Here is a 24,098-nt window from a genome sequence, read left to right as displayed (position 1 = left end):
TTTTACAGAGCGGCAGCTTTTATATGAGTCAGGTTACTGATTGGCTTGAGAAAAGTTGATCAGTGCTGACTTTTTATAAATGCATGAAAGTCTGTCTCAAACAGCGGCCGGCTGTACCAGTAGCCCTGAATGGCATCACACCCCTTGGCGCGCAAACGCTCCAGCTGCGCTTCGGTTTCCACGCCCTCGGCAATGGTGCTCATGCCCAGGCTCTTTGCCATTTGAATAATGGCATTCACAATGGCCTTGTCTTCATGGTTGTCGGTAATATCGTCGATAAAGGACTTATCGATTTTCAGCTTATTCACCGAGAAGCGTTTCAGATAACTCATGGAAGAGTAACCGGTACCGAAATCATCAATGGAAATGCGAAAGCCGGCGGCACTCAGAGTGGCAAGCTGCTCACCGGTGTGCTCCGGATTCAGCATGGCCACGGTTTCGGTCAACTCCAGTTCGAGCCGGCTGGCGGGCACACCGCTGGCGGCCACCCGCTGTTGCAGCCGGGCCACAAAATCGGGCTGCGCCAGCTGTACTGCAGAGACATTAATGGCAATCACGATATTCTCAAAACCTGACTGCTGCAGCCGGTTCAGTTGCTCCAGCACCCGATCCACTATCCACCAGCCAATGTTCACAATCAGGCCGTTCTGCTCGGCCAGCGGAATAAACTCACCCGGTGACACAAAGCCCCACTCAGGATGTTGCCAGCGCAGCAGCGCTTCGGCACCGGTGACACTACCCTGCTGTAAATCTAGCTGGGGCTGAAATGCCAGCGCCAGCTCGCCATTAACCATGGCATTTTTCAGGGCGGTTGCTAATGACAGCGCCCGTTCACTGTTTTTCTGCATGTCGGGCGCATAAAAGCGCAGCCCGTTGCGGCCGTCCTGCTTAACCCGATACATGGCAAGCTCAGCCGCCTGAAACAGATGCTGAGCGCTGTTACCGTCTTCCGGAAAAGTGGCAATGCCCAGAGATGCACTCAGCGACAGAGACGTGCCCGCCGTGGGCACAGGCTGCTCAATGCGCGCCAGCAAGCGTTCTGCCAGCAGTGCCAATGATTTGTGTTCACTGTTTTTTACCGTGAGCACAACACTGTCTCCTTCAGGCCGGCCAACCAGGCTGCCTGGTGCCAGCTCTTCTTGCAGGCGGTTGGCCATTTCCACCAATATTTCATCACCGGTGGCATGCCCCAGGGTATCGTTCACCGCCTTGAAGTTATCAATGTCCAGCCACATCAGCGCCAGCCCCTGCCCCATGGAAGCGGCCGCTTTCATTTGCAGGGCCAGTTGCTGCTCAAAGGCCTGTTTATTCAGTAGGCCGGTCAGCTGATCAAAACGAGACAGCTCACGCAACCGCTCAGCATTGTGTTTTTGCTCGGTAATGTCTTCCTTGTGAGCCACGTAATGAATAACCCGGCCCAGCTCATCGGTAACCGGATAGATGGTGGTACTTTCCGTGTATTCATCACCCTGCCTGCGCCGGTTAATCAGCTCTCCTTTCCAGGTGTGGCCACGCCCCAGCGTGCTCCACATATCCTGATAGACACTGTGAGCCGTTTTACCCGACTTGAACATTTTGGGATTTCGCCCTATCACTTCCGCCGCACTGAACCCGCTCACGGCCATAAAAGCCGGATTCACATACTGCAGCCTGACATCGGCGTCGGTAATAATGACCGGATAAGGACTTTGCTCCAGCGCCTTGGACAATAAATGAATGGCACTGTCTTGCCGGCGCTGACGCACCCGGCTCCAGATGCCGCCCGCGAGGATCTGCAGGCTGTCGGCATCCTGCCGGTGATAACGCCGTTTGCCCAGCACCGTCAGCACCAGTGGCACATGTCCTTTATCAATAACGGGCACACTCATGCCGGTGGCAGCCAGTGACGAATAGGGAGTGTCTTCTGCATCATACCACTGCACCGTATTATGACGGGCTGCCGCGGTCTGCCAGGGCGAGCTGTCTTGTTCCAGATCTGCCGGGCTGATCCCAAAAGGTACGGCATCTACCGGCAAATATTCGGCATCATGCTCACGGCAGACATGAATAACCGCCGCAGTGCTGACACTGAGCTCCGCTGCCTCTTTAGCACAGGTAAATAACAGCTCGGCCACGCTCGCTTTATGATCCAGATGATTCACCAGTGAAAGGGCATTATTCAGCCGGGTTTCATGCTGAATACGCTGTTCATTGGCCACCTGGCGGGTCACATTCCGCGACATCACCAAAAAACTGCGTTGGTGCTGATTGTGCTTGCGCGATACCGACAGCTCCAGATGCTCTCCCGAGCTCAGGGCTATTCTGGTGTGATGGGCAATACCGTGTTTATCCGCCTCTTGCAGTGCATGAAAAAAAGCATTGCCCGCCTGTGCCGGCAACCAGTTTTGCTGCTCACTGCCAGCGGGCAGATCACCAACGTCTCCGGTAGCATACACAGACAGCACCCGGCCGTGGCTGTCTACCTCCAGCAGCGCATCGGGCAGCGCATTCAACGTGGCCTGCAGCCGGGAACGGGCATCACTTAATGACTGATAGGGCTCATAGACAGTTTCACGGAACAGCGCACGATAGAGAAAACCGTAGCTGATAATTTTGTAACCGTGCCCAAGAATATTAAAGGCATCAGTAAATTCGACATAGCGGGTAAGAAAGTACTCCGCCATGGCCATAATAATGGCTGAGACGGTTAAATAGAGATAGCCGAGCTGGCCGCTGCGCCGGTAACCTTGCATCAACCCCAGTGCCGCCAGCAGACAGGCGGCAATCATGCCGTATTCAAGCTGTATCTTGAAAGGCGTTAACCCCTCTCCCACCACAAAGGTATCGGGCACACTGTCGGGAAAGCCAATAAACCAAACCTGACACAGCGCTACCACGGTTAACACAAACATCAAGCCACAGCGGCGCTGCCACCTTGTGGTGGTGCGACTGGAAAGGGAAGGTACAAATGCCATCAACAGCAAGGTGATGGCGGTAAGCGCGCGGGCTGCCAGCCAGAAATTAATGGCTTTTTCCGGAGTATTGTCGGTAATAAAGGCAGGCATAACCCGGTAAGACAGCAGATGGGACAAGTCGAGCAGCGCAACACCCAAAAAGCCCGCGCCAATCACCAGCGCCTGCAAGGAAGGCCGGTATCGCTGGGTTACCCATGCCATGCCAAAGATCATCATGGCAACAGCAAAGGCAAACATCTCAAAGATAATATTCAGCGGCACATAATGAATTAACGACTCAAGCTGCTGCACCACAGGCGGCACCTGAGCCACCATCATCAACAGCGCCAGCACACTCACCCAGACACAACCCTGAACCACTTCCCTGTTGTGCCACATGCCGGCTGGCATTAACCATGCCTTACTCAATATCCACCCCTGATACTTGCTGCTTATTACCGGTATGACACCGGCACATAGCGGCAAAGTCTGTATCAGTTCTGCCGGTGAATCAAGCGGTTAACATCACTCCCGCGTCGCCATTTTTTTGACACATTCGCTTACAGACTCTCTGCAAACAGGATCAGCAATACACTGACCGCCAGCAACACCCACAAACACCGCTCTATCCAGTCTGTTTCCATCGTTCTTTACTCTTGAGTTTTCGCCACTGCCATAAGCTGTGCAAAATAAGAGCCAATAATGTCGGCAACCTGAACAAAAAACCCCGCACATGACTGTGCGGGGTTGTAACAGACTAGAAACCGGCTTTTGCGGCAGCCCTGCCGGAAGCCGGCCCGGCCTTGATGCACCAGCTTCGGTACAGGTGCCAGCTCATCAGTCCGGCCAGCAGATTTCCTGCCATGGCACCCAGCAGCAGCCCGTTCAGGCCATCCAGCATGGAGCCGAGCCACAACAGAGGCAGGTAGCACACCAGCAACCGCAGTGCCGACATCACCAGGGCCAGCCGGGGCATGCCCATGGCATTGCATGCCGATACCAGGATCATGCACACCCCCATGGCACCGTAACTGAGCGGCACCCGCCACAGGTAACCGGAAAGAATGGCAGCAGTGGTGCCGTCGCTGGTAAGCACATGACTCAGAGGCACAGATACCACCACCAGCAGCAGCGCCAGCGCCAGCTGCCATAACAGCACAAAGGTCATTGCGGTACGTACCAGTTGCCGTATCTGCTCCATATCCTTGCTGCCCCTGAGCCGGCCAATCATGGGCGGCATGGCCATGGTCAGGGCCAGCACCACCACGATGGACAGCAGCTCAATACGGCTGCCCAGCCCCCAGGCAGCCACCGCATGCTCGCCATGCACAGCCACCAGCGCTGTGGCCAGCATGGCTGACAAGGGCGGCACCAGCTGGCTAAGGGTGCTGGGCAGCATAAAGGACAACAGGCGAGTCAGCCCGCTCCGGATCCGGGCGGCATGACGTGGCAAGCGGATCAGTCGGCGGCGCAACAGACCGGTAAAAGTAACCACACAACCGGCTCCAAAGGCACAGACGGTGGCCCAGGCGGCCCCGGCCAGGCCCATGTCCAGGGTAAAAATGAACAGGGGATCCAGCACCATATTGATCAGGCTGGTCAGTACCATCACCAGCCCGGGCAACAGGGTTTCGCCGTGGGCGCGGAACAAACTGTAGCCAAAATACAGCATGGCTCCCAGCCAGCAACTGAACAACCAGGGCAGCCAATATTCCCGCACCAGCGGAAGCAGCGACCCGGAGGCCCCTAGACGAAAGACAATCTCTTGCTGCCCGGCCCAGACTAGCAGGCAAAGCAGTAACACCACTCCCCCGCCGGTGGCCAGCACCAGGCTGCCCAGTTGCTTGGCTTCACCTTGTTTGCCGGCTCCGAGCGCAGTAGAAATAATGGTGGTGGTGGCAATGCCCAGACCAACCTGAATGCCGATGATCAGCTGATATACCGGAATGGTAAAGCCCACTGCCGCCAGCGGCTGGGTGCCCAGCTGGCCGATAAAGGCACTGTCGACCATCTGGCTGCTCATGATGGCCAGCACACCAATCAGCATGGGCCAGGTCATGCGGTACAGCTGCCGGCCAAGGGACCCGCCGGTGGGTTTTATCATGTCAGTCATTGCCTGGCAGCAACGGCTTATGCAGTGGCATCTGCTGCAGCCAGCGTGGGATAGTCGTTATATCCCTCAGCCCCCTGGGTATAAAAAGTGGCCGGATCCGCTTCGTTCAGTTCGGCACCTGCCTGCATTCGCTCCACCAGATCCGGATTGGCAATAAAAGGCACCCCAAAGGCAATGCCTTCTGCCTGACCAGACTGCACGGCCGCATTGGCTTCCTCGCGATCGTAGCCCATATTCAGGATCAGATTGCCCCGGTAGTGCTCACGGGCAGGCGTTACTACATCCAGCTGCTGCTCACCCAGAAAATCACCGCGCATCAGGTGCAGGTAAGCCAGCTGGCAGTCGTTCAGGCGCTGTGCCAGCCAGGTGATCAAGCCGACCGGATCGCTGTCTTTCATGCTGTTAAAGCTGTTCAGCGGCGACAACCGCAGCCCCACCCGATCACTGCCCCAGACGCCGATAACGGCATCCAGCACTTCCAGCAACAAGCGGACGCGGTTTTCGATCGGTCCGCCATACGGGCCGGTGCGCAGGTTGCTGCCGTCCCGCAGAAACTGATCCAGCAGATAGCCGTTGGCACCGTGCACTTCCACACCGTCAAAACCGGCACGTTTGGCATTCTCGGCGGCTATTTTAAAGCCCTCGACAATGGCCGGGATCTCGTCATCACGCAGTTCCCGGGGCACTGTGTAGGCCTTTTTTCCTTCCGGCGTATGCGCTTCGTCATTGGTGATGGCTACTGCACTGGGTGCCACCGGCACCCGGCCGTTGTTCAGCAGCGGATGACAGGCCCGGCCTCCGTGAAAGATCTGCAGAAAAATCTTGCCGCCGCGGGCATGCACCGCCTCGGTCACTTTTTTCCATCCGGCCACCTGGGCCTCTGAGTAGATGCCCGGCTCGCGCCAGAATGCCGAATTGCCTTCCATCGCCATGGTGGCCTCGGCAATCAGCAAGCCGGCAGAAGCGCGCTGAGCATAATGCTCAGCAATAAGATCAGTAGGCACATGATCGGCATCGGCGCGAACACGGGTCAGCGGGGCCATCAGCACCCGGTTATTCAGTTCAACGGCACCCAGCCGGACCGGCGTAAAGAGATTGGTCATAAAAATTCTCGTTATGGTGACTGGCAGGAAAGACCTGCCAAAAGCATGAGCCTATTTCGCCAGAACCGGCCATGGCTGTGTAGCTGGTCCGGCTTTGGAACGGTTGTGAATAAAAGTTGAAACCAGACTGGTACCATACCGGTCGTATAATGCACCAAATTTCTGTTGGCTTTTGACTCCCCCAGCGTATTACACCCGGTCAAAACCGTTGATCACTGAGGCCCTATAACCCGATGATTCCCAATCAGCTCAACATCTTTCTTGCCGTGATAAGGCACGGTAACTTTTCTTCTGCGGCCAGGCATCTGGGGGTAACTTCGGCGGCCGTCAGCAAGGCCGTGGCCCAGTTGGAGAAGTCACTGGAATTGCGTTTGTTTCACCGTACCACGCACTCTCTTACCCTCACCGAAGACGGCCATGAACTGCATAAAAGAACCGGCCCTCTGGTGGAGCAGCTGGAAGATCAGATAAGACGCAGCAAAGACAAGAAAAAGCAGCCTCACGGCCGGCTGAAAGTGAACCTGCCCGACAGCTTCGGGCGCATGGTGGTGCTGCCCCTGCTGCCCGCCTTTCTCGAAAAATATCCCGACATTGAGCTGGATCTGCAGTTTGATGACCGCATCGGCGATCTGGTGAAAGAAGGTGCTGATGTGGGCATTGGCGTTATGCTCAATCAGGACAGCCGCCTGATTGCCCGCGACTTTTATCAGCTGCAACCCGTGCTGGTGGCCAGCAGTGGCTACCTTGAAAAATTTGGCGAGCCCGCCACCCCAAATGAGCTGTTGCACCATAACTGCATTGCCTACCGCTCTTCCACTACCGGCCGCAAAAAAAACTGGGACTTTCGCGTGAAAGGCGAGCTGATCCAGCACGAGCCTCAGGGTAACCTGACCGTAAACAGCCTGTCGGCCGCCATCAAGGCAGTGGAAATGGGCGTGGGTATTGCTGCCGTGGGCATTGGCCATGCTCAGGCCTGTATTGAACAGGGTTGTTTTCGCCGCGTGCTGCGAGACTATGAGGCCGACCCCATTCAGGTAATGATTTACTACTCGTCGCGCAACTACCTGCCTGCAAAAACCCGGGTGTTTATCGATCACCTGATGGAACATGTTCACGTTGACTTCTCCCCTCCCTAAAGGAAGGGGATTCCCAATTCACCGAGAACCGGACACGGAGACTGGCCCCATGCCGCTTATATTCTCTCCAAGGGCTAACACCGCCAGCCCGACGGCTTTAATGTTGGTCGCGGCGTTAATGTCGCGGTCATGGTGTGCGCCACATTCGGGGCAGTCCCATTTCCTGACCGACAACGGCAGCGACGACAAGGTATGCCCGCAACCCGAGCAGCGTTTGGAGCTGGGGAACCACTGGTCAATGGCGACCAGTGAGCGACCGGCCCATTCCGCCTTGTACGCCAACTGGCGCACGAACTCGCCCCAGCCGGCATCAGCAATGGCCTTGCTGAGTGCCGGGTTGCGGATCAGGTTTTTCACTGTCAGGGATTCAACGCAGACTACTTGGTTCTCGTTAATCAGTCTGCGGGACAGCTTGTGCAAGTTGTCCTGTCGGCAATCGGAGATTTTAGCATGAAGTTTCGCCACCTTCTGGCGGGCCTTGGCGCGATTGGCCGAGCCGAGCTTTTTCTTGCTCAGCCGGCGCTGTGCCTTGGCCAGCCTGGCGGCGTATTTCGCGGTATGGCGGGGATTGCCGACCCGTTCACCCTGGTCGGTGATAAACAGATCTGTCAGGCCCAGGTCAATGCCGGTCATGTTGGGTGTCACCGGCAGTTTGCTGGGCGCGAACTCACACAGGCAGATCACAAAGTAACGGCCTGCCGAGTCTTTGGAAACGGTGACGGTACTGGGCTCGCCGGGCAGTTCACGGCTCCAGCGAATGTCCAGCGGGGTTTTGCTCTTGGCCAGGTACAGCTTGCCGTTCCGGTATTTGAAGGCCGAGCGGGTGAACTCCGCCGACTGGCGGTGCCGCTTGTGCTTAAATACCGGGTACTTGGCACGGCCTTCAAAGAAGTTTTTGAAGGCGGTTTGCTGGTGGCGCAGGCATTGCTGCAAGGGCACACACGACACCTCAGACAGAAACGCCAGCTCAGGATCTTTTTTGAGTTCGGTCAGTCGGGCGTTAGCACCAACGTAGCCGATTTTTTCCTGACGCTGATAAAAAGCATCGGTACGCCAGCGCAGTATGGCGTTATAGACAAAACGCACACAGCCGAAGGTCTGCGCCAGCAGCTCAGCCTGTTCGGGAGTTGGGTAAAACCGATATTTATAAGCGCGTTTCGTCATGTGCTTAGCTTAGTAAACCACTGTATAGATAGCCAGCTAAAAAGGAGGGGCGGGAACAGGGGCGGCTGACGCCGCCGCGCTATCCCTCCCTGCCCTAAAAGGACGGGGTTTCCCGCGCAAAATTGATCAAGACACGGCCGATCCGTTCGAGCGCAGCGAGCTGCAACGCATTGCCAAGGTGAAGAGCCGGCGACCGCAGGACATTCACCTGGTGATGTTTGCCTCCTGGTCGGGGCTGCCACTCTCGGAGGTGATGGCCCTGGCCTGGGAAGATGTGGACACCGAAACCTGGCAGCTGAAGGTCCGCCGGGCCAAAGTCGATCCTCACTACAAGGTCCCGAAAGAGCGATCTCGGGTTCGCATCGTTGAACTGATCGACCCTGCCATTCACTGGCTTCAACAACAGATGCCCTACACCATGATGCTTCCGCAACAGGAAGTGTCGGTGCGACAACGGGACAATATCACCATCCGCGCTGACGAAGTGCGCTTTGTGTTTATGAACGGGACCGGTGAGCAGCAGACCCCCTGGCATGATCCGTCACTCCGTCGCTGGTATACCGATCTGTTGGTTAAAGCCAAGGTTCGCCACCGCGGGCCGAACCAGTGCCGGCATACCTTCGCGAGTCAGGCGCTCTCGAACTATGTGCCCATGTAGTGGGTAGCGCACCAGCTCGGTCATACCGACACGAAGATGGTCAAAAAACACTATGGAAGATGGATACCAAAAGATACTAAATCAGTGGCTGGAATAGTTTCGGAAATGATGGGATTTAGAGAGGACATGGGCGGACAGAAAAACGGAATTTCTGCCACGAATTTGCCCCAAACCTTTGAGGATGCTTCGCAATTTCCTTGGAAATCAACGAGATAATTTGGCGGTGAGGGAGAGATTCGAACTCTCGATACGTTGCCGTATACACACTTTCCAGGCGTGCTCCTTCAGCCACTCGGACACCTCACCAATTTTTGTGCTGTATTTTATTTGAGAGTGTTTAGCTTCACTCTGCGTAAACTGGTAGTCCATGTCCTCGGGCTGACGTAGCACGCTACGTGCTGTTTACCTCTCGGCTTCGCCTCGGGCAGCCACTCGGACACCTCACCAATTTTTGTGCTGTATTTTATTTGAGAGTGTTTAGCTTCACTCAGTGCTGAAGGCCTGTGCCTTGTCAGCGGGGCGTATAGTAGGCAAGGCCGGCGTCGGGTGCAACCCTTTTTATCAGCACGCTATTTCGTTTGCACATTATTGCAGCACTGTTGCTGTAAACTGCGATACGGGCGACGATGCGCCATGACTCTGGCATAATGGACGACCGTTTTTTGCAGCAACAGGACCAACTTGATGACGGCAACAACTTCCGCCACTCAGCTACACGAGCGTTTTCGGGGCTATTACCCTGTGGTGATCGACGTGGAAACCGGCGGGTTTAACGCCAAAACCGATGCTCTGCTGGAAATTGCCGCCATCACCCTGAAAATGGACAAGGACGGCTGGTTAAAGCCGGATCAGACCTTTCATTTTCATGTGTCTCCCTTTGAAGGGGCCAATCTGGAGCCGGCGGCGCTGGAGTTTACCGGCATTGACCCCTGGAGTGCCTTGCGCGGTGCCGTCACCGAGCGGGAAGCGCTGGAGCAGATTTTTAAAGGGGTGCGCAAGGGTATCAAGGCCAACAAATGCCAGCGGGCCGTTATTGTGGCGCATAACGCCTCGTTTGATCATGGCTTTGTGATGGAAGCCGCCGAGCGTGCCGAGCTGAAACGCAATCCGTTTCATCCGTTTGCCACCTTCGACACCGCCAGCCTGGCGGGCCTGGCGCTGGGGCAAACGGTATTGGCCAAGGCCTGCCGCGCTGCGGGCATGAGCTTTGATAACAAGGAAGCCCACAGCGCCCTGTATGACACCCGCAAAACTGCCGAGCTGTTCTGCACCATCGTTAATCGCTGGAAGCTACTGGGCGGCTGGCCCCCTGCCCCGGCAGAAGCGCCTGATTTTGGCAGCGATGAGCATGCACCGGAATAAAAACGCCCGCCAGTTGGCGGGCGCGTTACTCAGCCGGTCTGGTTAACCGGCATCGAAGAGGCAAGATGCCCGGTGCGCACCCAAAGCCGAGTGTGACCGATGGCATTCAGCTCGGGCACCGACATGGGTGCCAGCCGCAACCAGCTGAGTGGCCCCAGGGTTTGTTTGCCATCACTCAGCTGCCCTTGCAGCACCAGAATTTCCAGGCCGGCGCGGTAACAACAGGCAGGGAAACGACCGCCATCGGCAAACTCCAGCAAGCTGGTGTTCACTCCCCCGTAGCGGTGCAGCGACAAACGTCGAAAGCCATGCTCCCCCGTCAACCACAGCCCCTGGGCCTCCCGTATTGCCTTGAGCTCGCTGTCGCTTTCATCAAATTGATTGAGCTTGACGAAAATCACACATCCGGTACGGCTGAAGGCACGGTGGCGGCTGCCCGGCGGATGGCGCACATAGGAGCCGGCCTCATGGTCGCCGTTTTCATCAGAAAAGGTGCCTTCCAGCACCCAGAATTCCTCACCCAAAGGGTGCTCGTGCTCCGCAAATACAGAGCCCGGCTGAAAGCGCACCAGGCTGGTAACATGACCGCTTTCGGCGGCTTCGCGCTCCAGCGGATAACGCCACACGCCGGCCGCCGGCGAGGGTTGCCAGCGGTCGGGGTCATAACTGAGGGTAAGAGATTGAGCAAAGTCCATATTCAGCATCGGCACTAACCCGACGAACAAGTGGGATCTTTATCCTGACCCCGCTGGCTGAATTGGTCAAGCTTTCTGCAGGGTTTCACAGGGGTAGTGATAACCGCCTTCGCCATCGGCCACAAAGCTGAGGCGGTGACTGATGCAGCCGGGCGCATCGGACTGATGATGGGACACAAACAACAGCTGTGTGCTGCCTTCGGCCACCAGCAGATCAATCCAGCGTTTTACCCAGTGGCGGTTAAGGGTGTCCAGCCCCTGCAACGGCTCATCGAGAATAAGAATGGGCGGATGCTTGACCATGGCGCGGGCAATCAGCAGCAGCCGTTGCTGGCCGTAAGATAGATTGCGGAACGGCTCATTGGCCTGTGCCGTCATGCCCAGCAGCGCCAGCCACTGGTCGGCCAGCTTGAGCTGAGCATCACCGGGCTGCTGATAAACGCCGATGGAATCAAAAAAGCCCGACAGTATCACCGCCCTGGGGGTGGCGGTCACGCGGTAGTCCTGCTGCATGGTGGTGCTGACATACCCGATATGCTGTTTGATGTCCCAGATGGTTTCACCACTGCCCCGGCGGCGGCCAAATAAAGTGAGATCGTTGCTGTAGCCTTGCGGGTGATCACCGGTCACCAGGCTGAGCAAGGTCGACTTGCCGGCACCGTTGGGGCCCATTATCTGCCAGTGCTCACCGGGGTTTACCTGCCAGTTGAGGCCGTTCAGGATCACCTTGTCACCAAAGCTCACGCGCATGTCGCGCATGATTATGCGCGGCGTGTTCGCATCCAGCTCGCGCCGCTCGACATCGGGATCCGCCGGTGGCAGTGCCTGTGTGCTGGCTTCCAGCGCGGCCAGATGATGCAGCTGCTGCAGCTCGGCAGAGGCTGCCACCTGCTCACGGGGGCCGGCCTGGGCCAGTTCGCATTCTGCCAGCAGCCCAAGATGGGTGGCAAAGTCCGGCAGCTCTTCAAAGCGGTTTACAATCAGCACCAGGGTCTGGCCGGCAGCCACCAGCTCGGCCAGCAGCGTCATCAGGCTGTTATGGGCGTTTACGTCCAGGCCGTCAAAGGGCTCGTCAAGCACCAGCAGCGCAGGGTGGCTGAGCAGCGCCCGGCACAGCAGCACCTTGCGGGTTTCACCGGTAGACAGATATTTAAAGCCGCGATCCAGCAGCGAGCTGATGCCAAACCGTTCGGCAAGCTCAGCCAGCTCATTTGCGTCGTGGCCGCCTTCCAATATGATTTGCCGGGCACTGTGGCCGTCGTCCTGAGCGTCGAGCAAGTCGCTTTCATCCTGCTCCCGCTCCCGGTCTGCCAGTTGTTGCAATTGCTCAAACGACACCCACTCTGTGCTGGCAAAACCATACTCGGCCTCACCTTGCGTGCGCTTCAGCTCACCGGCCAGCGCCCGGGCCAGTGCTGTTTTGCCGCTGCCGTTGGCACCCACAAAGGTCCAGCACTGCCCCTGCTCAAGGTTCAGTTCGGGAATGTGCAGCTGATGGCGTTCACTGATGGCAAAACGGGCGTCCTTGATACAAATGGCGCTCATGAAAGCGGTTCCTTTACGGTTGTGACAAAAATCACATAATCCGCAACCCGGCAGCCGGATGCAAGTGCAATCATGCCGGCATATAAACGCTAACTGTGAGCCATGCCCCAGCCTGCAGGCCGATAACAGGCTAACGTCAAAGGTGTTTTTGCTCACTACCCGCACACCAAGGAGTGCCTATGCGTTATCACCCCAAGTTAATGGATGAACTGAATTTATTGCTGCACTTTAATCTGGATACCAATCAACAAGGCATTAAAGTACATCACGATGCCGAGCCGGGTATGATTGATGCCGCCGCCAGTTTGCATGGCAAAGGGCTTATCACTCAGGTTGACGGGGGCTACCTGACGGAACTGGGACGAGAAACCGCCGAGCATGCACAGGCCATGCTGGGGTTGTTGAAAGAGTAAACAAAAAATGCCGGCACAAGGCCGGCATTTTGGTATTTAACAGTCAGCCATTTTTACTTGGCAGACAGATCACCGGCGTGCTCGGTCAGGTATTTGGCAACACCTTCAGGAGAATCTTTCATGCCGGCTTTGCCTTTTTCCCACTGAGCGGGGCACACTTCGCCGTGCTCTTCGTGGAACTGCAGCGCGTCGATCATGCGCAGCATCTCGTCGATGTTACGGCCCAGGGGCAGATCGTTCACAACCTGGTGACGAACCACGCCGTTGGCGTCGATCAGGAAAGAGCCACGGAAAGCAACACCGGCTTCCGGGTGCTCAACGTCATAAGCCTGGCAGATTTCGTGCTTCACGTCAGCGATCAGCGGGTATTTAACCGGACCGATACCGCCGTTCTCAACAGCGGTGTTACGCCAGGCGTTGTGGCTGAACTGGGAGTCGATGGACACGCCAATCACTTCCACGCCGCGCTTTTGGAACTCGTCAAAACGCTGGTCAAAGGCGATCAGCTCAGACGGGCACACAAAGGTGAAGTCCAGCGGGTAGAAAAACACCACGGCGGCTTTGCCCTTGGTGAACTCCTTGAGGTTGAAGTTATCAACGATTTCGCCATTACCCAGAACGGCAGCAGCGGTAAAGTCGGGAGCCTGACGGCCTACCAGTACGCTCATGTTTATCTCCTTGCTGTGTTAACACGCGAAAAATCATCAATCTATCGCGGCGGAACCAACAGTATATGGGCGCGGTTGCACAAACCCAAGGGCGAAGGCAGCGATAACGTGATGCTTGTACAAAGTTCACACAATGTGGTTTTCCCGCTCTTTTGGCAAATAATGCTCGACATTCACGGTTCAATTTGCAAACTAGCCGCTTCGTTTGACGTTATGAACTAAAAGGATATTCCATGAATCCCGTTGTTATCGCCGTGTCGTTGATGCTGGTGCTGAGCCTGCTGCGCATCAACGTGGTGATCTCACTGGCCCTGAGTGCCCTGGTGGGCGGGCTGGTGGGCGGCCTGTCGCTGACCGACACCGCCAAGATTTTTGCCGATGGCCTGGGTGGCGGTGCCACCATTGCATTAAGTTATGCCATGCTGGGGGCCTTTGCCGTGGCCATTTCCCGCTCCGGCATTACCGATCTGCTGGCGGTACGCATCATTCGGGCTCTGGGGCAAAATGCCAGTCAGGGCCGGGTGCTCTGGATTAAATCGGTATTGCTGTGTGCCCTGCTGCTGGCGGCAGTGTCGTCCCAGAACCTGATCCCCATTCATATCGCCTTTATTCCCATTCTGGTGCCGCCACTGCTGCATGTAATGGCCCAGCTCAAGCTGGATCGCCGGGCCGTGACCTGTGTGCTGACCTTTGGTCTGACTGCGACTTATATGATGCTGCCGGTAGGCTTTGGCGGTATTTTTCTGAACAATATTCTGCTGGCCAATCTGGTGGAAAATGGCGTGGAAGCCACCAAGGGCATGCTGCCCATGGCCATGGGTATTCCGGTGGGAGGCATGTTCCTGGGTCTGCTGGTGGCGCTGTTTATCAGCTACCGCAAACCCCGCCAGTACGATGAAAGCAAAATCATTGCAGTGGAGCCGGAGCATATTCAGATTAACCCGCTGCATATTTTTATTGCGGTGATCGCCATTCTCAGCGCGCTCAGCCTGCAGCTGTACAGCGACTCCATTATTCTGGGTGCCATGGTGGGCTTTATTATTTTCACCATGGGCGGGGTTATCAAGTTCCGGGAAAGTCAGGACGCCTTTACCCAGGGTGTGAAAATGATGTCAATGATCGGTTTTATCATGATCTCCGCCGCCGGCTTTGCCGCCGTAATCAAGGCCACCGACGGCATTGGTGCGCTGGTGCAGGCAGTGGCCGATGTGCTGGGTGGTCATAAAGCCCTGGCGGCGCTGGCCATGCTGGTGGTGGGCCTGCTGATCACCATGGGCATTGGCTCATCGTTTTCAACCATTCCGATTATCGCGCCCATTTATGTGCCCTTGTGCATTTCGCTGGGCTTTTCGCCGCTGGCCACCCTGGCCATTATCGGTACCGCCGGTGCCCTGGGTGATGCCGGCTCGCCGGCGTCAGATTCTACCCTCGGCCCGACCTCTGGCCTGAATGCCGACGGTCAGCACGACCATATCTGGGACTCGGTAGTACCTACCTTCCTGCACTACAATATTCCGCTGGTAGGCTTTGGCTGGCTGGCAGCCATGGTGCTGTAAACTCAGCTTTCAGCGGTAAGCTGTCAGCCATCAGTTGTGCCGGGTTTTGCCCGGCATTTTTGTTTCTGGCATCCATTAAATTACCCGCAGGAGACAGAAACTTAACGGCAACTACGTGCTCGTCAGGAGGGCAATGGGTGTCTGCTTCGCCGTGCCCTTTGCGCCAGGGATGGCGCAACGGAGCCTACATGGAAGTATTCACGGCGTGCCGGCGAAGTAGTGCGCATTGGCCGACGATTTTGCACAGTTTCTACATACCGCTATGTAGTTAAATCAGCGTTCGCAGCAGCGCCCGCAGCCATTGCAGGGCGGGCTGGCGGTCGTGCAGCGGGTGCCAGACGCAGTTGAGGTGGTAGGCGGGCAGATCCGGCGGCAGGGCTACCTGCTTCAGCGGCCAGGCACCGGCCAGCAAGGCCGCCACCTTGCTGGGTAGCACCAGCAGATGATCACTTTGCGCCACTATGGCCGCCGCCGACATATAACTCTGACTGTTCACCGAAATTTGCCGCTTCAGCCCCTGCCCGGCCAGCCAGGTGTCAATGCTGGCTTCCCGGGTACCCAAGGGCGAGTGAAACACATGGGGCAGCGTGGTCAGCTGCTCAAGTGACAACCCCTCGCCCACCCCGGGATGATCTGCGGCCACAATGCCTGCTAATGGCTCGGTCAGCCAGGTTTCGGTACATAGCGAGCCCGGTACTTTCATGTATTCATCAAAGCCCAGCACCAGATCCACCTCGCCGTTGGCCAGCTCCGCTTCGGGCAGCTTGTCCCGCAGAATATCAATTTCAATATGCACCCCGGGTGCCAGGGTTTTCAGCCGGTTGATCAGTGGTGGGATCAGCACGCACTCCACATAATCGGTGGTGCTGATCACAAAGCGCCGGCGCGACGTTGCCGGTTCAAAATGATCACTTCGGCCCAGCTCCTGCTCCAGCAGCGTCAATGCCCGCCGAACTGCCTGATGTAACTCCTGCGCTCGCTGGGTGGGTTGCATGCCGGTGGCCGAGCGCACCAGCAGCGGATCGGCAAAAAACCGCCGCAGCCGGTTCAGGGCATGGCTCATGGCCGGCTGGCTAATAAAGCACTGCTGTGCTGCCTGGGTCACATTGCGCTGGGTCATCAGGGCATCAAAGGCCAGCAGCAGGTTAAGATCAAGCTGGTGCAGCTTCATACAACATTCATACTGTGAATAATAAAATTTATATTATGCATTTGCTGAATGAGCTAACAAGCCGCACACTTCACGTTATTGCTACCGGCAGCCGCAAATGACGCCGGCCTTTTGACCTGATAACTGTTGACCTGATAACTGTTGACCTGATACTAGGAGCCTTGATATGACCATGGTAACCGTAGCCGCCACTCAGATGGCCTGCAGCTGGAACCGGGACGAAAACATTGCCCGTGCCGAAAAACTGGTGCGTGATGCGGCCGGCCAGGGTGCCCAGATCATTCTTATTCAGGAGCTGTTTGAATACCCTTACTTCTGCATTGATCAAAGCCCGGAGCACTTCGCTCTGGCTCAGGAAGTGGACAACAGCCCGCTTATTCAGCACTTTCAGGCTCTGGCCAGGGAGCTGCAGGTGGTGCTGCCGCTGAGCTTTTTTGAGCGTGCCGGCAATGCCTATTACAACTCATTGGTGGTGATCGACGCCGACGGTGCCGTGCTGGATCTGTATCGCAAAACTCATATCCCCAATGGCCCCGGCTATCAGGAAAAGCAGTTCTTTACCCCCGGCGACACCGGTTTCAAGGTGTGGCAGACCCGCTATGCCAAAATTGGTGTGGGCATCTGCTGGGATCAGTGGTTTCCGGAAACCGCCCGCAGCCTGGCACTGATGGGGGCTGAACTTATCTTCTTCCCCACCGCCATTGGCTCTGAGCCGCAGGATCCGACCATCAACAGCCAGCCGCACTGGACCCGCACTCAGCAGGGCCATGCTGCTGCCAACCTGGTACCGGTGATTGCGTCCAACCGCATCGGCACCGAGCAAAGCAAATATGAAGACGCTCTGGAAACCACTTTCTACGGCAGCTCTTTTATTGCCGATCAGTTTGGCGAGCTGGTACAACAGGCAGATAAAACCAGCGAGTGTGTGTTGGTACACAGCTTTGACCTGGCCGAAATTGCCAAAACCCGCGCCAGCTGGGGTCTGTTCCGGGATCGTCGCCCGGCCATGTATCAGACTCTGCTCACCTCCGACGGCAAACAGCACGGAGGTCGCTGATGGACGCACTCAAGGGCTTTTATATGCCTGCCGAGTGGGCACCCCAGCAGGCGGTATGGATGATCTGGCCGCACCGGCCCGATAACTGGCGGGAACAGGGTGCGCCGGCTCAGGCTACTTTTGCCCGGCTGGCCGAGGCTATCGCTGTGGTGACGCCGGTTTATATGGCAGTGCCGGCAGCAGAAATGAATAAGGCACGCGCTACCATGCCGGCAGCGGTAACCCTGGTGGAAATAGACAGCGACGACGCCTGGGCCAGAGACACGGGCCCCACTGTGGTAGTAAACGACAAGGGCGATATTAAAGGGCTGGACTGGCGCTTTAACGCCTGGGGCGGTGACCAGGGCGGACTTTACTCACCCTGGGACCAGGATCAGGCCATGGCGCAAGCCATGCTGGCCCAGCATGGCATTGACGCAATAGAAAGCCCGCTGGTGCTGGAAGGCGGCTCCATTCATGTGGACGGCGAAGGCACCTTGCTTACTACCAAAGAATGCCTGCTCAACGCCAACCGTAATCCTGCTCTCAGCCAGGAAGAAATAGAGCAGCATCTGCGCAACACGCTTGGGGTCACCACCTTTATCTGGCTGGATCAAGGGGTGTACATGGATGAGACCGATGGTCATATCGACAACATGGCCTGTTTTGCCCGCCCGGGTGAAGTGATTCTGCACGGTTGCGAAGACCCGCAGGATCCGCAATATGTGCGCACTCAGGCCGCCTTTGAGGTGTTAAGCTCGGCCACCGATGCCAGGGGCCGCAAGCTCAAGGTGTGGCTGCTACCCCAGCCAGGCCCGCTGTATATCAGCGAGGAAGAAGCTGCCGGCATTGCCACCGGCAGCGGCGTGCCCCGCCCCGCCGGCGAGCGTATGGCGGCTTCTTACGTGAATTTTTTAATCACCAATGGCCGCCTGCTGTTTCCGCTGCTGGACGCAAGCACCGATGACGTGGCCAAAGCGCGGCTGCAGGAAATCTTTCCGGAGCTGGACGTGGTGGGCATACCGGCGCGGGAAATTCTGCTGGGTGGCGGTAATATTCACTGCATTACCCAGCAGATCCCGGCGGTGTAAACGCCATCAGACGTATTAAAAACCGGGGTTCACAGACCCCGGTTTTTTTATGCGCCGAAACGGCTTAAAGCAAAGGGGCTGAGATCAAAGCTCGGCTCACCATCCAGCATCCAATGGGAAAACACCTCACCCAATACACCGGCAAACTTGAAGCCGTGCCCTGAACAGGCACTGGCATAAAACACCCGTTCAAACTCGGGATGTCTGTCCAGCAAAAAATGCTCGTCCGGCGTACGAATGTAGTGGCACACCTTGCCCTCCAGACACTCCCCCACCTCCGGCAGATAGGTCCGCACAAAGGCGTCCAGCTCCGCTCTGTCTTCTTCAAAAAAGCCAAAGGGAGCCAGGGGTTCTCCCGGTGCCAATGGCTGGCCGGCATCATGTCGCCCTATTTTGAGTCCTTCTCCGTTCAGGGCAGGGAAACCGTAGTAGATAGCGTCAGCAAGATCGGCTGAAAAACCAGGAAATGCCGCAGGACCGTAACGCCCGACCCCGGCACGGTACCAGGCAAAGGTTTTGCGTACTCGCTGTAACGGCAACGACAGCCCCAGTGATGCCATCAAGGGTGCCACCCGCTGACCGGCACACACCAGCACTTGTGCCGCAGTCAGCCGGGTACCGTCGGCAAGCTCTGCCTCCACTCCGCCTGAAAACGCCCGCAAGCCGATCACGGTGCGCCCGCCAAGTAATTGTGCTCCCCGCTCGGTACCAAGCCGGTGCCAGGCCTTCAGCGCCCGTTCGCAATAAAGCACACCCGCATCGGGTTCAAAGCCACCCGTAACCCCGGCAGGCACATGCCAGCCAGGCCAGCGGGCTTCAATGCCGGACGCGCTTTCCATTTCCAATGCCAGCCCATACTCAGCGGCACTACGTTCGACCTGAGCAAGAAAGGGACTGCCGGAAACCCCGAGATTGAGCACACCCGTGGGCTCAAACACCCGCTCGCCGCTCAGTTGCTCCAGCTCGGACCACAAGGTTCTGGCTCGCAGCAACAGCGGAATATAGGCCGCCCCTTCACCATAGGCGGTACGGGTCAGCCGGGTGCTGCCATGATGGGAACCCAAGACATGGGGCGGATGCCCTTCATCGAGCAGGATCACCCGGGCCCCATGGCGAACCGCATGAAAGCCCGCTGCCATACCGACCGAGCCGGCACCGATAATGAGAATGTCTGTATCCATGAGGGAATAGCCGTGTTGATAAACAGGACTGGTAAATGGCGGGCCGGGCGAGTCCTGATATTCCGGCAAATCATTCGGCCCCCAGACACCAGTCAAAAAGATGCCGGCTCAGGGCCGGCATGACTGCATTAGTTTTCAAAGATCAGGCTTGCGCCTGCTTTTTGAAATCAGGCCTGTTCAGGCTTGGGATGTTTGGCGGCAGTGTCCTTGATCAGGGTCTGCAGCTCGCCCTGCTGGAACATCTCAATGATGATGTCGCAGCCGCCGATCAGCTCTCCTTCCACCCACAGCTGGGGAAAGGTGGGCCAGTTGGCGTATTTGGGCAGCTCGGCACGAATTTCCGGATTCTGCAGAATATCCACATAGGCAAACGGCTCGCCGCAGTTCATCAGTGCCTGGGAAGCCTGAGCGGAAAAACCACAGCTGGGAAACTTGGGAGAGCCCTTCATATACAGCAGAATGGGGTTTTCACCGATTTGGGATTTGATTTTTTCAATGGTGTCCATGACCACCTCGGACCAGAGTGTGTAAAAATTCTATTCTACTGTATCCCCTGTCGGTCTCAAGGGCCGGAACCGATAAATTACCGGCCCAGTTACCCGCACAAAAGCTGTTGTTGTTTAGCCTGCGGGCAAACTGTTACAATCTATTCAGCAATTTAGCGGTGTGCGACTAAGCTGTATGAGGTCGTCACTGTCATCAGCAAGAAGCAGCAATGTCTTCGCCGGTTCACCCGGCGCATAATAATGGAGAATTGAACATGGCTTTTGAACTTCCCGCACTGCCTTATGCCAAGAACGCCCTGGAACCGCATATCTCCCAGGAGACCCTGGAATATCACTACGGCAAGCACCACAACACCTATGTGGTTAACCTGAACAACCTGGTTCCGGGCACCGAGTTCGAAGGCAAGTCTCTGGAAGACATCATCAAGACTTCTACCGGTGGTGTATTCAACAACGCCGCTCAGGTATGGAACCACACCTTCTACTGGAACTGCCTGTCTCCCAACGGTGGCGGCGAGCCTACCGGTGCCCTGGCCGATGCCATCAAGGCCGCTTTCGGCTCTTTCGATGCCTTTAAAGAAGAGTTCACCAAGTCTGCCGTGACCAACTTCGGCTCAGGCTGGACCTGGCTGGTGAAAAAGGCCGACGGCACCGTAGGCCTGGTAAACACCTCCAACGCCGGCTGCCCGCTGACCGAAGACGGCATCACTCCCCTGCTGACCTGTGACGTATGGGAGCACGCTTACTACATCGATTACCGTAACGTGCGTCCTGACTACGTAAAAGCCTTCTGGGCCCTGGTTAACTGGGACTTCGCTGCCGAAAACTTCTCCAAGTAAGTTTTCTTGTGCGCAAAACACCCCGGCCTGCCGGGGTGTTTTTGTTATTGGGGCTTTTTTAATCAGTCCTTTCCCGTGTAAAATGCGCCCTTTCTTATATCAGTACTTCAAAGTGAGTCCAATCTAGTGAGTATGTCTGTTCCCCGTATTGGCTTTGTGTCTCTCGGCTGCCCGAAAAACCTGGTCGACTCCGAGCGTATTCTGACCCAGCTGCGTATCGAAGGTTATGACGTAGTGCCTTCTTACGATGATGCCGATATGGTGATCGTCAATACCTGTGGTTTTATCGACAGTGCCGTTCAGGAATCCCTGGAAGCCATTGGCGAAGCCCTGAACGAAAACGGCAAGGTCATCGTTACCGGTTGCCTGGGTGCCAAGGAAGATCAAATTCGTGAAGTGCACCCCAAGGTGCTGGAAATTACCGGCCCTCATTCCTACGAGCAGGTGCTGGAGCATGTGCACCGCTATGTGCCCCGTCCGGAATACAACCCCTTTGTGAACCTGGTGCCGGAGCAGGGAGTAAAACTCACGCCCAAGCACTATGCCTATCTGAAAATTTCCGAAGGCTGCAACCACAAGTGCACTTTCTGCATTATTCCGTCCATGCGCGGCGATCTGGACAGCCGCCCCATCGGGGATGTGCTGGCCGAAGCCGGCCGGCTGGCGGATGCCGGCGTCAAGGAGCTGCTGGTGATCTCCCAGGACACCTCCGCCTATGGCGTAGACGTGAAGCACAAAACCGGTTTTGCCAGCGGCACCCCGGTCAAGACCCATATTCAGGCCCTGTGTGAAGAGCTGGGTAAAATGGGCGTCTGGGTGCGACTGCACTATGTGTACCCCTACCCGCACGTGGACGACCTTATTCCGCTGATGCGCGACGGCAAGATCCTGCCCTACCTGGATATTCCGCTGCAGCACGCCAGCCCGCGCATTCTCAAGTTAATGAAGCGCCCGGGCGCGGTAGAGCGCACCCTCGAGCGTATTCGCCGCTGGCGCGAAATCTGCCCCGAGCTTACTATTCGCTCCACCTTTATTGTGGGCTTCCCCGGCGAGACCGAGGAAGACTTTCAAATGCTGCTCGACTTTATTGAACAGGCCGAGCTGGATCGCGTGGGTTGCTTTACCTACAGCCCGGTGGAAGGTGCCCGCGCCAACGAGCTGGCGGATCCGGTGCCGGAAGAGGTTAAACAGGAACGCTATGAGCGCTTTATGGCGCTGCAGCAGCAGATTTCCACTCGTCGTCTGGCACAAAAGGTGGGCAAAACCATCAAGGTGCTGATTGATGAGGTGGACGAAGAAGGTGCCATTGGTCGCTCCAGCGCCGATGCACCGGAAATTGACGGCATGGTCTATCTGAACGGCGAAACCAGCCTCAAGCCCGGTGATATGGTGACCGTCACCGTGACCCATTCCGACGAATACGATCTCTGGGCCGAGCTGGCCTGAAAAGAGTGGTGAATAACAGCCCCGGTTTACGGGGCTTTTTTATAATCGTGTGTTGTTAATTCATTTCATTTGTTGTTTAACTACAGTTTTATTGGTTTATTTTTCAGCATCCGTCTGATTTTTGCCTGAAATTATCATACTTTGGTATATCAGGCCTCTCGCGCCGAGTCCTTGTCCTGTATAGTGGTTATCGATATTTTGTGTCATTCAGGTGGGGCACCGCCCGCCTTACTGAGCCGGAAGTTCAGATGAATACATTGGAAAAAATTACCAAAAATCTCGACAGTTTCAGCAAGTCTGAGCGCAAAGTAGCCGAAGTCATTCTGGCTTCTCCCCAGACCGCCATTCACTCCAGTATTGCCGCTCTGGCCAAGCTGGCCGACGTAAGCGAGCCCACGGTAAACCGCTTCTGCCGCCGGCTCGACACCAAAGGCTTTCCTGACTTCAAACTGCACCTTGCCCAGAGCCTGGCCAATGGCACACCTTATGTAAATCGTCATGTAGAAGAAGACGACGGCCCCGAGTCGTATACCGCCAAGATTTTTGAATCCAGCATGGCCTGCCTCGACTCGGCCCGCCAAAGCCTGGATCCTCAGGCGGTCAACCGCTGTGTAGACATCATGACCCAGGCCCGCAAGCTGTCTTTTTTTGGGCTGGGCGCGTCTTCTGCGGTAGCACACGATGCCATGAATAAATTCTTTCGTTTTAATGTGCCGGTGCAATGCTTTGATGATGTGGTGATGATGCGTATGAGCTGCATTGCCAGCACCGAAGGCGATGTGGTGGTACTGATTTCCCATACTGGTCGCACCAAGGCACTGGTGGAAGTAGCCCAGCTGGCCAGACAGAATGACGCCGTGGTGATTGGCCTGACCGCCAAGGACTCTCCCCTGGCCCGGGAATGTAATGTGGTGCTGTCGATGGATGTGCCGGAAGACACAGATGTGTATCTGCCCATGGCGTCACGGCTGGCACAGATGGTACTGATCGACGTACTTGCCACCGGCTTTATTCTGCGCCGGGGTGCCCGTTTTCGCGAAAACCTGAAAAAGGTAAAAGAAGGCATTAAAAACTCCCGCTTTGACAGCCCTCATCTATAACCATGATAAAGGCGGCGTGGTTCTGCATGCTGCCTGTGTTTGCCCTGCCCTGCTGTTGCTTTTGTTAACCAGCGGTGAAAATGTTACAAGCAATCAGACACAAAAATCGCATTATTCTGCATACTCATTTCGCTCAGATTGTATCATAAACCATTCACAACCCTCCCTCCCCCTTGTATCGATTTAATTATTTATTTTAAAAATCATTAACTTGTCATCATTCATACATCTGCTTATGCTGCCACTCAACGTGAACTTTGACCTGCATCAAGGTCTTTTCAAAACCTCAGCATTTTTGTGATCTCGTCTACACTTTTGCTATCGCTTCAGTTATCATCGGTAACAATTACATAAACCAAGGATGAAGCGTCAGACTGTGAGC

20 protein-coding genes and 1 tRNA gene are annotated in these 24,098 nt (G+C 56.3%); 10 read left to right on the top strand and 11 right to left on the bottom strand.

The annotated features are described in order from the left end of the window. Window positions 1-59: 59 nt before the first annotated feature. The 3 genes from N2M06_RS07125 to N2M06_RS07115 all read right to left on the bottom strand — a co-directional run bounded on the left by N2M06_RS07125 (window position 60) and on the right by N2M06_RS07115 (window position 6,149). Window positions 60-3,344 carry an EAL domain-containing protein gene (locus N2M06_RS07125; RefSeq protein WP_346352041.1) on the bottom strand — a complete coding sequence of 1,095 codons (3,285 nt, stop codon included), beginning with the start codon at window positions 3,342-3,344 and terminating at the stop codon, window positions 60-62. A gap of 346 nt (window positions 3,345-3,690) precedes the next feature. Continuing rightward, window positions 3,691-5,037 (bottom strand): MATE family efflux transporter, encoded by a 1,347-nt coding sequence (locus N2M06_RS07120; protein WP_346352040.1) that lies wholly within the window; start codon window positions 5,035-5,037, stop codon window positions 3,691-3,693. Window positions 5,038-5,063: 26 nt separating this feature from the next. Beyond that, entirely contained in the window at window positions 5,064-6,149 is a 1,086-nt protein-coding gene (locus N2M06_RS07115; RefSeq protein WP_346352039.1) for an alkene reductase, read from the bottom strand. Window positions 6,150-6,382: 233 nt separating this feature from the next. On the opposite strand from N2M06_RS07115, the gene N2M06_RS07110 reads away from it, so the two are divergent. Further along, on the top strand, window positions 6,383-7,285 hold the full coding sequence (locus N2M06_RS07110) for a LysR family transcriptional regulator (RefSeq protein ID WP_346352038.1): 903 nt from the start codon (window positions 6,383-6,385) through the stop codon (window positions 7,283-7,285). 18 nt (window positions 7,286-7,303) lie between these two features. On the opposite strand, the gene N2M06_RS07105 is transcribed toward N2M06_RS07110, so the two are convergent. Beyond that, window positions 7,304-8,449: an RNA-guided endonuclease TnpB family protein gene (locus N2M06_RS07105; RefSeq protein WP_346352037.1), complete on the bottom strand. Its 1,146-nt coding sequence runs from the start codon at window positions 8,447-8,449 to the stop codon at window positions 7,304-7,306. 121 nt (window positions 8,450-8,570) lie between these two features. Here N2M06_RS07105 and N2M06_RS07100 point away from each other — a divergent pair, with 121 nt between their 5' ends. Then, window positions 8,571-9,107 carry a tyrosine-type recombinase/integrase gene (locus N2M06_RS07100; protein WP_346352158.1) on the top strand — a complete coding sequence of 179 codons (537 nt, stop codon included), beginning with the start codon at window positions 8,571-8,573 and terminating at the stop codon, window positions 9,105-9,107. A 218-nt stretch (window positions 9,108-9,325) separates the two neighbouring features. Here the strand turns inward: N2M06_RS07100 and N2M06_RS07095 are convergent. Continuing rightward, window positions 9,326-9,413: transfer RNA gene (locus N2M06_RS07095), tRNA-Ser, on the bottom strand. A 378-nt stretch (window positions 9,414-9,791) separates the two neighbouring features. On the opposite strand from N2M06_RS07095, the gene rnt reads away from it, so the two are divergent. Beyond that, a complete protein-coding gene (rnt, locus tag N2M06_RS07090; RefSeq protein WP_346352036.1) occupies window positions 9,792-10,469 on the top strand; it encodes a ribonuclease T in 678 nt (225 codons plus the stop codon). A 29-nt stretch (window positions 10,470-10,498) separates the two neighbouring features. Here rnt and N2M06_RS07085 read toward each other — a convergent pair whose 3' ends face one another. Further along, entirely contained in the window at window positions 10,499-11,173 is a 675-nt protein-coding gene (locus tag N2M06_RS07085) for a cupin domain-containing protein (protein WP_346352035.1), read from the bottom strand. Between the two features lie 57 nt (window positions 11,174-11,230). Then, window positions 11,231-12,709, bottom strand: a complete 1,479-nt coding sequence (modF, locus tag N2M06_RS07080; RefSeq protein ID WP_346352034.1) for a molybdate ABC transporter ATP-binding protein ModF — start codon at window positions 12,707-12,709, stop codon at window positions 11,231-11,233. 179 nt (window positions 12,710-12,888) lie between these two features. On the opposite strand from modF, the gene N2M06_RS07075 reads away from it, so the two are divergent. Continuing rightward, a complete protein-coding gene (locus N2M06_RS07075; RefSeq protein WP_346352033.1) occupies window positions 12,889-13,122 on the top strand; it encodes a TIGR02647 family protein in 234 nt (77 codons plus the stop codon). Window positions 13,123-13,175: 53 nt separating this feature from the next. On the opposite strand, the gene N2M06_RS07070 is transcribed toward N2M06_RS07075, so the two are convergent. Next, window positions 13,176-13,790 carry a peroxiredoxin C gene (locus tag N2M06_RS07070; RefSeq protein ID WP_317075413.1) on the bottom strand — a complete coding sequence of 205 codons (615 nt, stop codon included), beginning with the start codon at window positions 13,788-13,790 and terminating at the stop codon, window positions 13,176-13,178. A gap of 233 nt (window positions 13,791-14,023) precedes the next feature. Here N2M06_RS07070 and N2M06_RS07065 point away from each other — a divergent pair, with 233 nt between their 5' ends. Then, the gene (locus N2M06_RS07065; protein ID WP_346352032.1) at window positions 14,024-15,346 is read left to right on the top strand and encodes a Na+/H+ antiporter family protein; all 1,323 of its coding nucleotides are present in this window, start codon (window positions 14,024-14,026) and stop codon (window positions 15,344-15,346) included. 268 nt (window positions 15,347-15,614) lie between these two features. Here the strand turns inward: N2M06_RS07065 and N2M06_RS07060 are convergent, their stop codons facing one another. Continuing rightward, a complete protein-coding gene (locus N2M06_RS07060; protein WP_346352031.1) occupies window positions 15,615-16,517 on the bottom strand; it encodes a LysR family transcriptional regulator in 903 nt (300 codons plus the stop codon). Window positions 16,518-16,683: 166 nt separating this feature from the next. On the opposite strand from N2M06_RS07060, the gene aguB reads away from it, so the two are divergent. Both aguB and aguA read left to right on the top strand, forming a co-directional pair. After that, a complete protein-coding gene (aguB, locus tag N2M06_RS07055; protein WP_317075410.1) occupies window positions 16,684-17,574 on the top strand; it encodes an N-carbamoylputrescine amidase in 891 nt (296 codons plus the stop codon). Further along, window positions 17,574-18,644, top strand: a complete 1,071-nt coding sequence (gene aguA / locus N2M06_RS07050) for an agmatine deiminase (protein WP_317075409.1) — start codon at window positions 17,574-17,576, stop codon at window positions 18,642-18,644. Before aguB ends, aguA begins: the two co-directional genes overlap by 1 nt. 47 nt (window positions 18,645-18,691) lie before the next feature. Here the strand turns inward: aguA and solA are convergent, their stop codons facing one another. Next, window positions 18,692-19,825 carry an N-methyl-L-tryptophan oxidase gene (solA, locus tag N2M06_RS07045; RefSeq protein WP_346352030.1) on the bottom strand — a complete coding sequence of 378 codons (1,134 nt, stop codon included), beginning with the start codon at window positions 19,823-19,825 and terminating at the stop codon, window positions 18,692-18,694. A gap of 167 nt (window positions 19,826-19,992) precedes the next feature. Further along, the gene (locus N2M06_RS07040; protein WP_317075407.1) at window positions 19,993-20,331 is read right to left on the bottom strand and encodes a Grx4 family monothiol glutaredoxin; all 339 of its coding nucleotides are present in this window, start codon (window positions 20,329-20,331) and stop codon (window positions 19,993-19,995) included. Window positions 20,332-20,585: 254 nt separating this feature from the next. On the opposite strand from N2M06_RS07040, the gene sodB reads away from it, so the two are divergent. From sodB to N2M06_RS07025, 3 genes are all read left to right on the top strand, one after another. Next, complete coding sequence (gene sodB, locus N2M06_RS07035; RefSeq protein ID WP_019935760.1) at window positions 20,586-21,170, top strand: superoxide dismutase [Fe]; 585 nt, start codon at window positions 20,586-20,588, stop codon at window positions 21,168-21,170. Between the two features lie 132 nt (window positions 21,171-21,302). Further along, window positions 21,303-22,616 (top strand): 30S ribosomal protein S12 methylthiotransferase RimO, encoded by a 1,314-nt coding sequence (rimO, locus tag N2M06_RS07030; RefSeq protein WP_317075406.1) that lies wholly within the window; start codon window positions 21,303-21,305, stop codon window positions 22,614-22,616. A 248-nt stretch (window positions 22,617-22,864) separates the two neighbouring features. Further along, window positions 22,865-23,716, top strand: a complete 852-nt coding sequence (locus tag N2M06_RS07025; RefSeq protein ID WP_317075405.1) for a MurR/RpiR family transcriptional regulator — start codon at window positions 22,865-22,867, stop codon at window positions 23,714-23,716. Window positions 23,717-24,098 lie beyond the last annotated feature (382 nt).

It is taken from the genome of Oceanimonas sp. AH20CE76 (genome assembly GCF_039654065.1).
In the GTDB taxonomy this organism is placed as follows: domain Bacteria; phylum Pseudomonadota; class Gammaproteobacteria; order Enterobacterales; family Aeromonadaceae; genus Oceanimonas; species Oceanimonas smirnovii.
Note: the sequence above shows the minus strand (reverse complement) of the source record. Positions and strands in the feature narration are given on the sequence as shown.

What these genes read in the sequence shown, in the direction of transcription:
- N2M06_RS07125 (WP_346352041.1), bottom strand. Translation starts at nt 3,344, where the DNA reads ATGCCAGCCGGCATGTGGCACAACAGGGAAGTGGTTCAGGGTTGTGTC.
- N2M06_RS07120 (WP_346352040.1), bottom strand. Translation starts at nt 5,037, where the DNA reads ATGATAAAACCCACCGGCGGGTCCCTTGGCCGGCAGCTGTACCGCATG.
- N2M06_RS07115 (WP_346352039.1), bottom strand. Translation starts at nt 6,149, where the DNA reads ATGACCAATCTCTTTACGCCGGTCCGGCTGGGTGCCGTTGAACTGAAT.
- N2M06_RS07110 (WP_346352038.1), top strand. Translation starts at nt 6,383, where the DNA reads ATGATTCCCAATCAGCTCAACATCTTTCTTGCCGTGATAAGGCACGGT.
- N2M06_RS07105 (WP_346352037.1), bottom strand. Translation starts at nt 8,449, where the DNA reads ATGACGAAACGCGCTTATAAATATCGGTTTTACCCAACTCCCGAACAG.
- rnt (WP_346352036.1), top strand. Translation starts at nt 9,792, where the DNA reads ATGACGGCAACAACTTCCGCCACTCAGCTACACGAGCGTTTTCGGGGC.
- N2M06_RS07085 (WP_346352035.1), bottom strand. Translation starts at nt 11,173, where the DNA reads ATGCTGAATATGGACTTTGCTCAATCTCTTACCCTCAGTTATGACCCC.
- modF (WP_346352034.1), bottom strand. Translation starts at nt 12,709, where the DNA reads ATGAGCGCCATTTGTATCAAGGACGCCCGTTTTGCCATCAGTGAACGC.
- N2M06_RS07075 (WP_346352033.1), top strand. Translation starts at nt 12,889, where the DNA reads ATGCGTTATCACCCCAAGTTAATGGATGAACTGAATTTATTGCTGCAC.
- N2M06_RS07070 (WP_317075413.1), bottom strand. Translation starts at nt 13,790, where the DNA reads ATGAGCGTACTGGTAGGCCGTCAGGCTCCCGACTTTACCGCTGCTGCC.
- N2M06_RS07065 (WP_346352032.1), top strand. Translation starts at nt 14,024, where the DNA reads ATGAATCCCGTTGTTATCGCCGTGTCGTTGATGCTGGTGCTGAGCCTG.
- N2M06_RS07060 (WP_346352031.1), bottom strand. Translation starts at nt 16,517, where the DNA reads ATGAAGCTGCACCAGCTTGATCTTAACCTGCTGCTGGCCTTTGATGCC.
- aguB (WP_317075410.1), top strand. Translation starts at nt 16,684, where the DNA reads ATGACCATGGTAACCGTAGCCGCCACTCAGATGGCCTGCAGCTGGAAC.
- aguA (WP_317075409.1), top strand. Translation starts at nt 17,574, where the DNA reads ATGGACGCACTCAAGGGCTTTTATATGCCTGCCGAGTGGGCACCCCAG.
- solA (WP_346352030.1), bottom strand. Translation starts at nt 19,825, where the DNA reads ATGGATACAGACATTCTCATTATCGGTGCCGGCTCGGTCGGTATGGCA.
- N2M06_RS07040 (WP_317075407.1), bottom strand. Translation starts at nt 20,331, where the DNA reads ATGGACACCATTGAAAAAATCAAATCCCAAATCGGTGAAAACCCCATT.
- sodB (WP_019935760.1), top strand. Translation starts at nt 20,586, where the DNA reads ATGGCTTTTGAACTTCCCGCACTGCCTTATGCCAAGAACGCCCTGGAA.
- rimO (WP_317075406.1), top strand. Translation starts at nt 21,303, where the DNA reads ATGTCTGTTCCCCGTATTGGCTTTGTGTCTCTCGGCTGCCCGAAAAAC.
- N2M06_RS07025 (WP_317075405.1), top strand. Translation starts at nt 22,865, where the DNA reads ATGAATACATTGGAAAAAATTACCAAAAATCTCGACAGTTTCAGCAAG.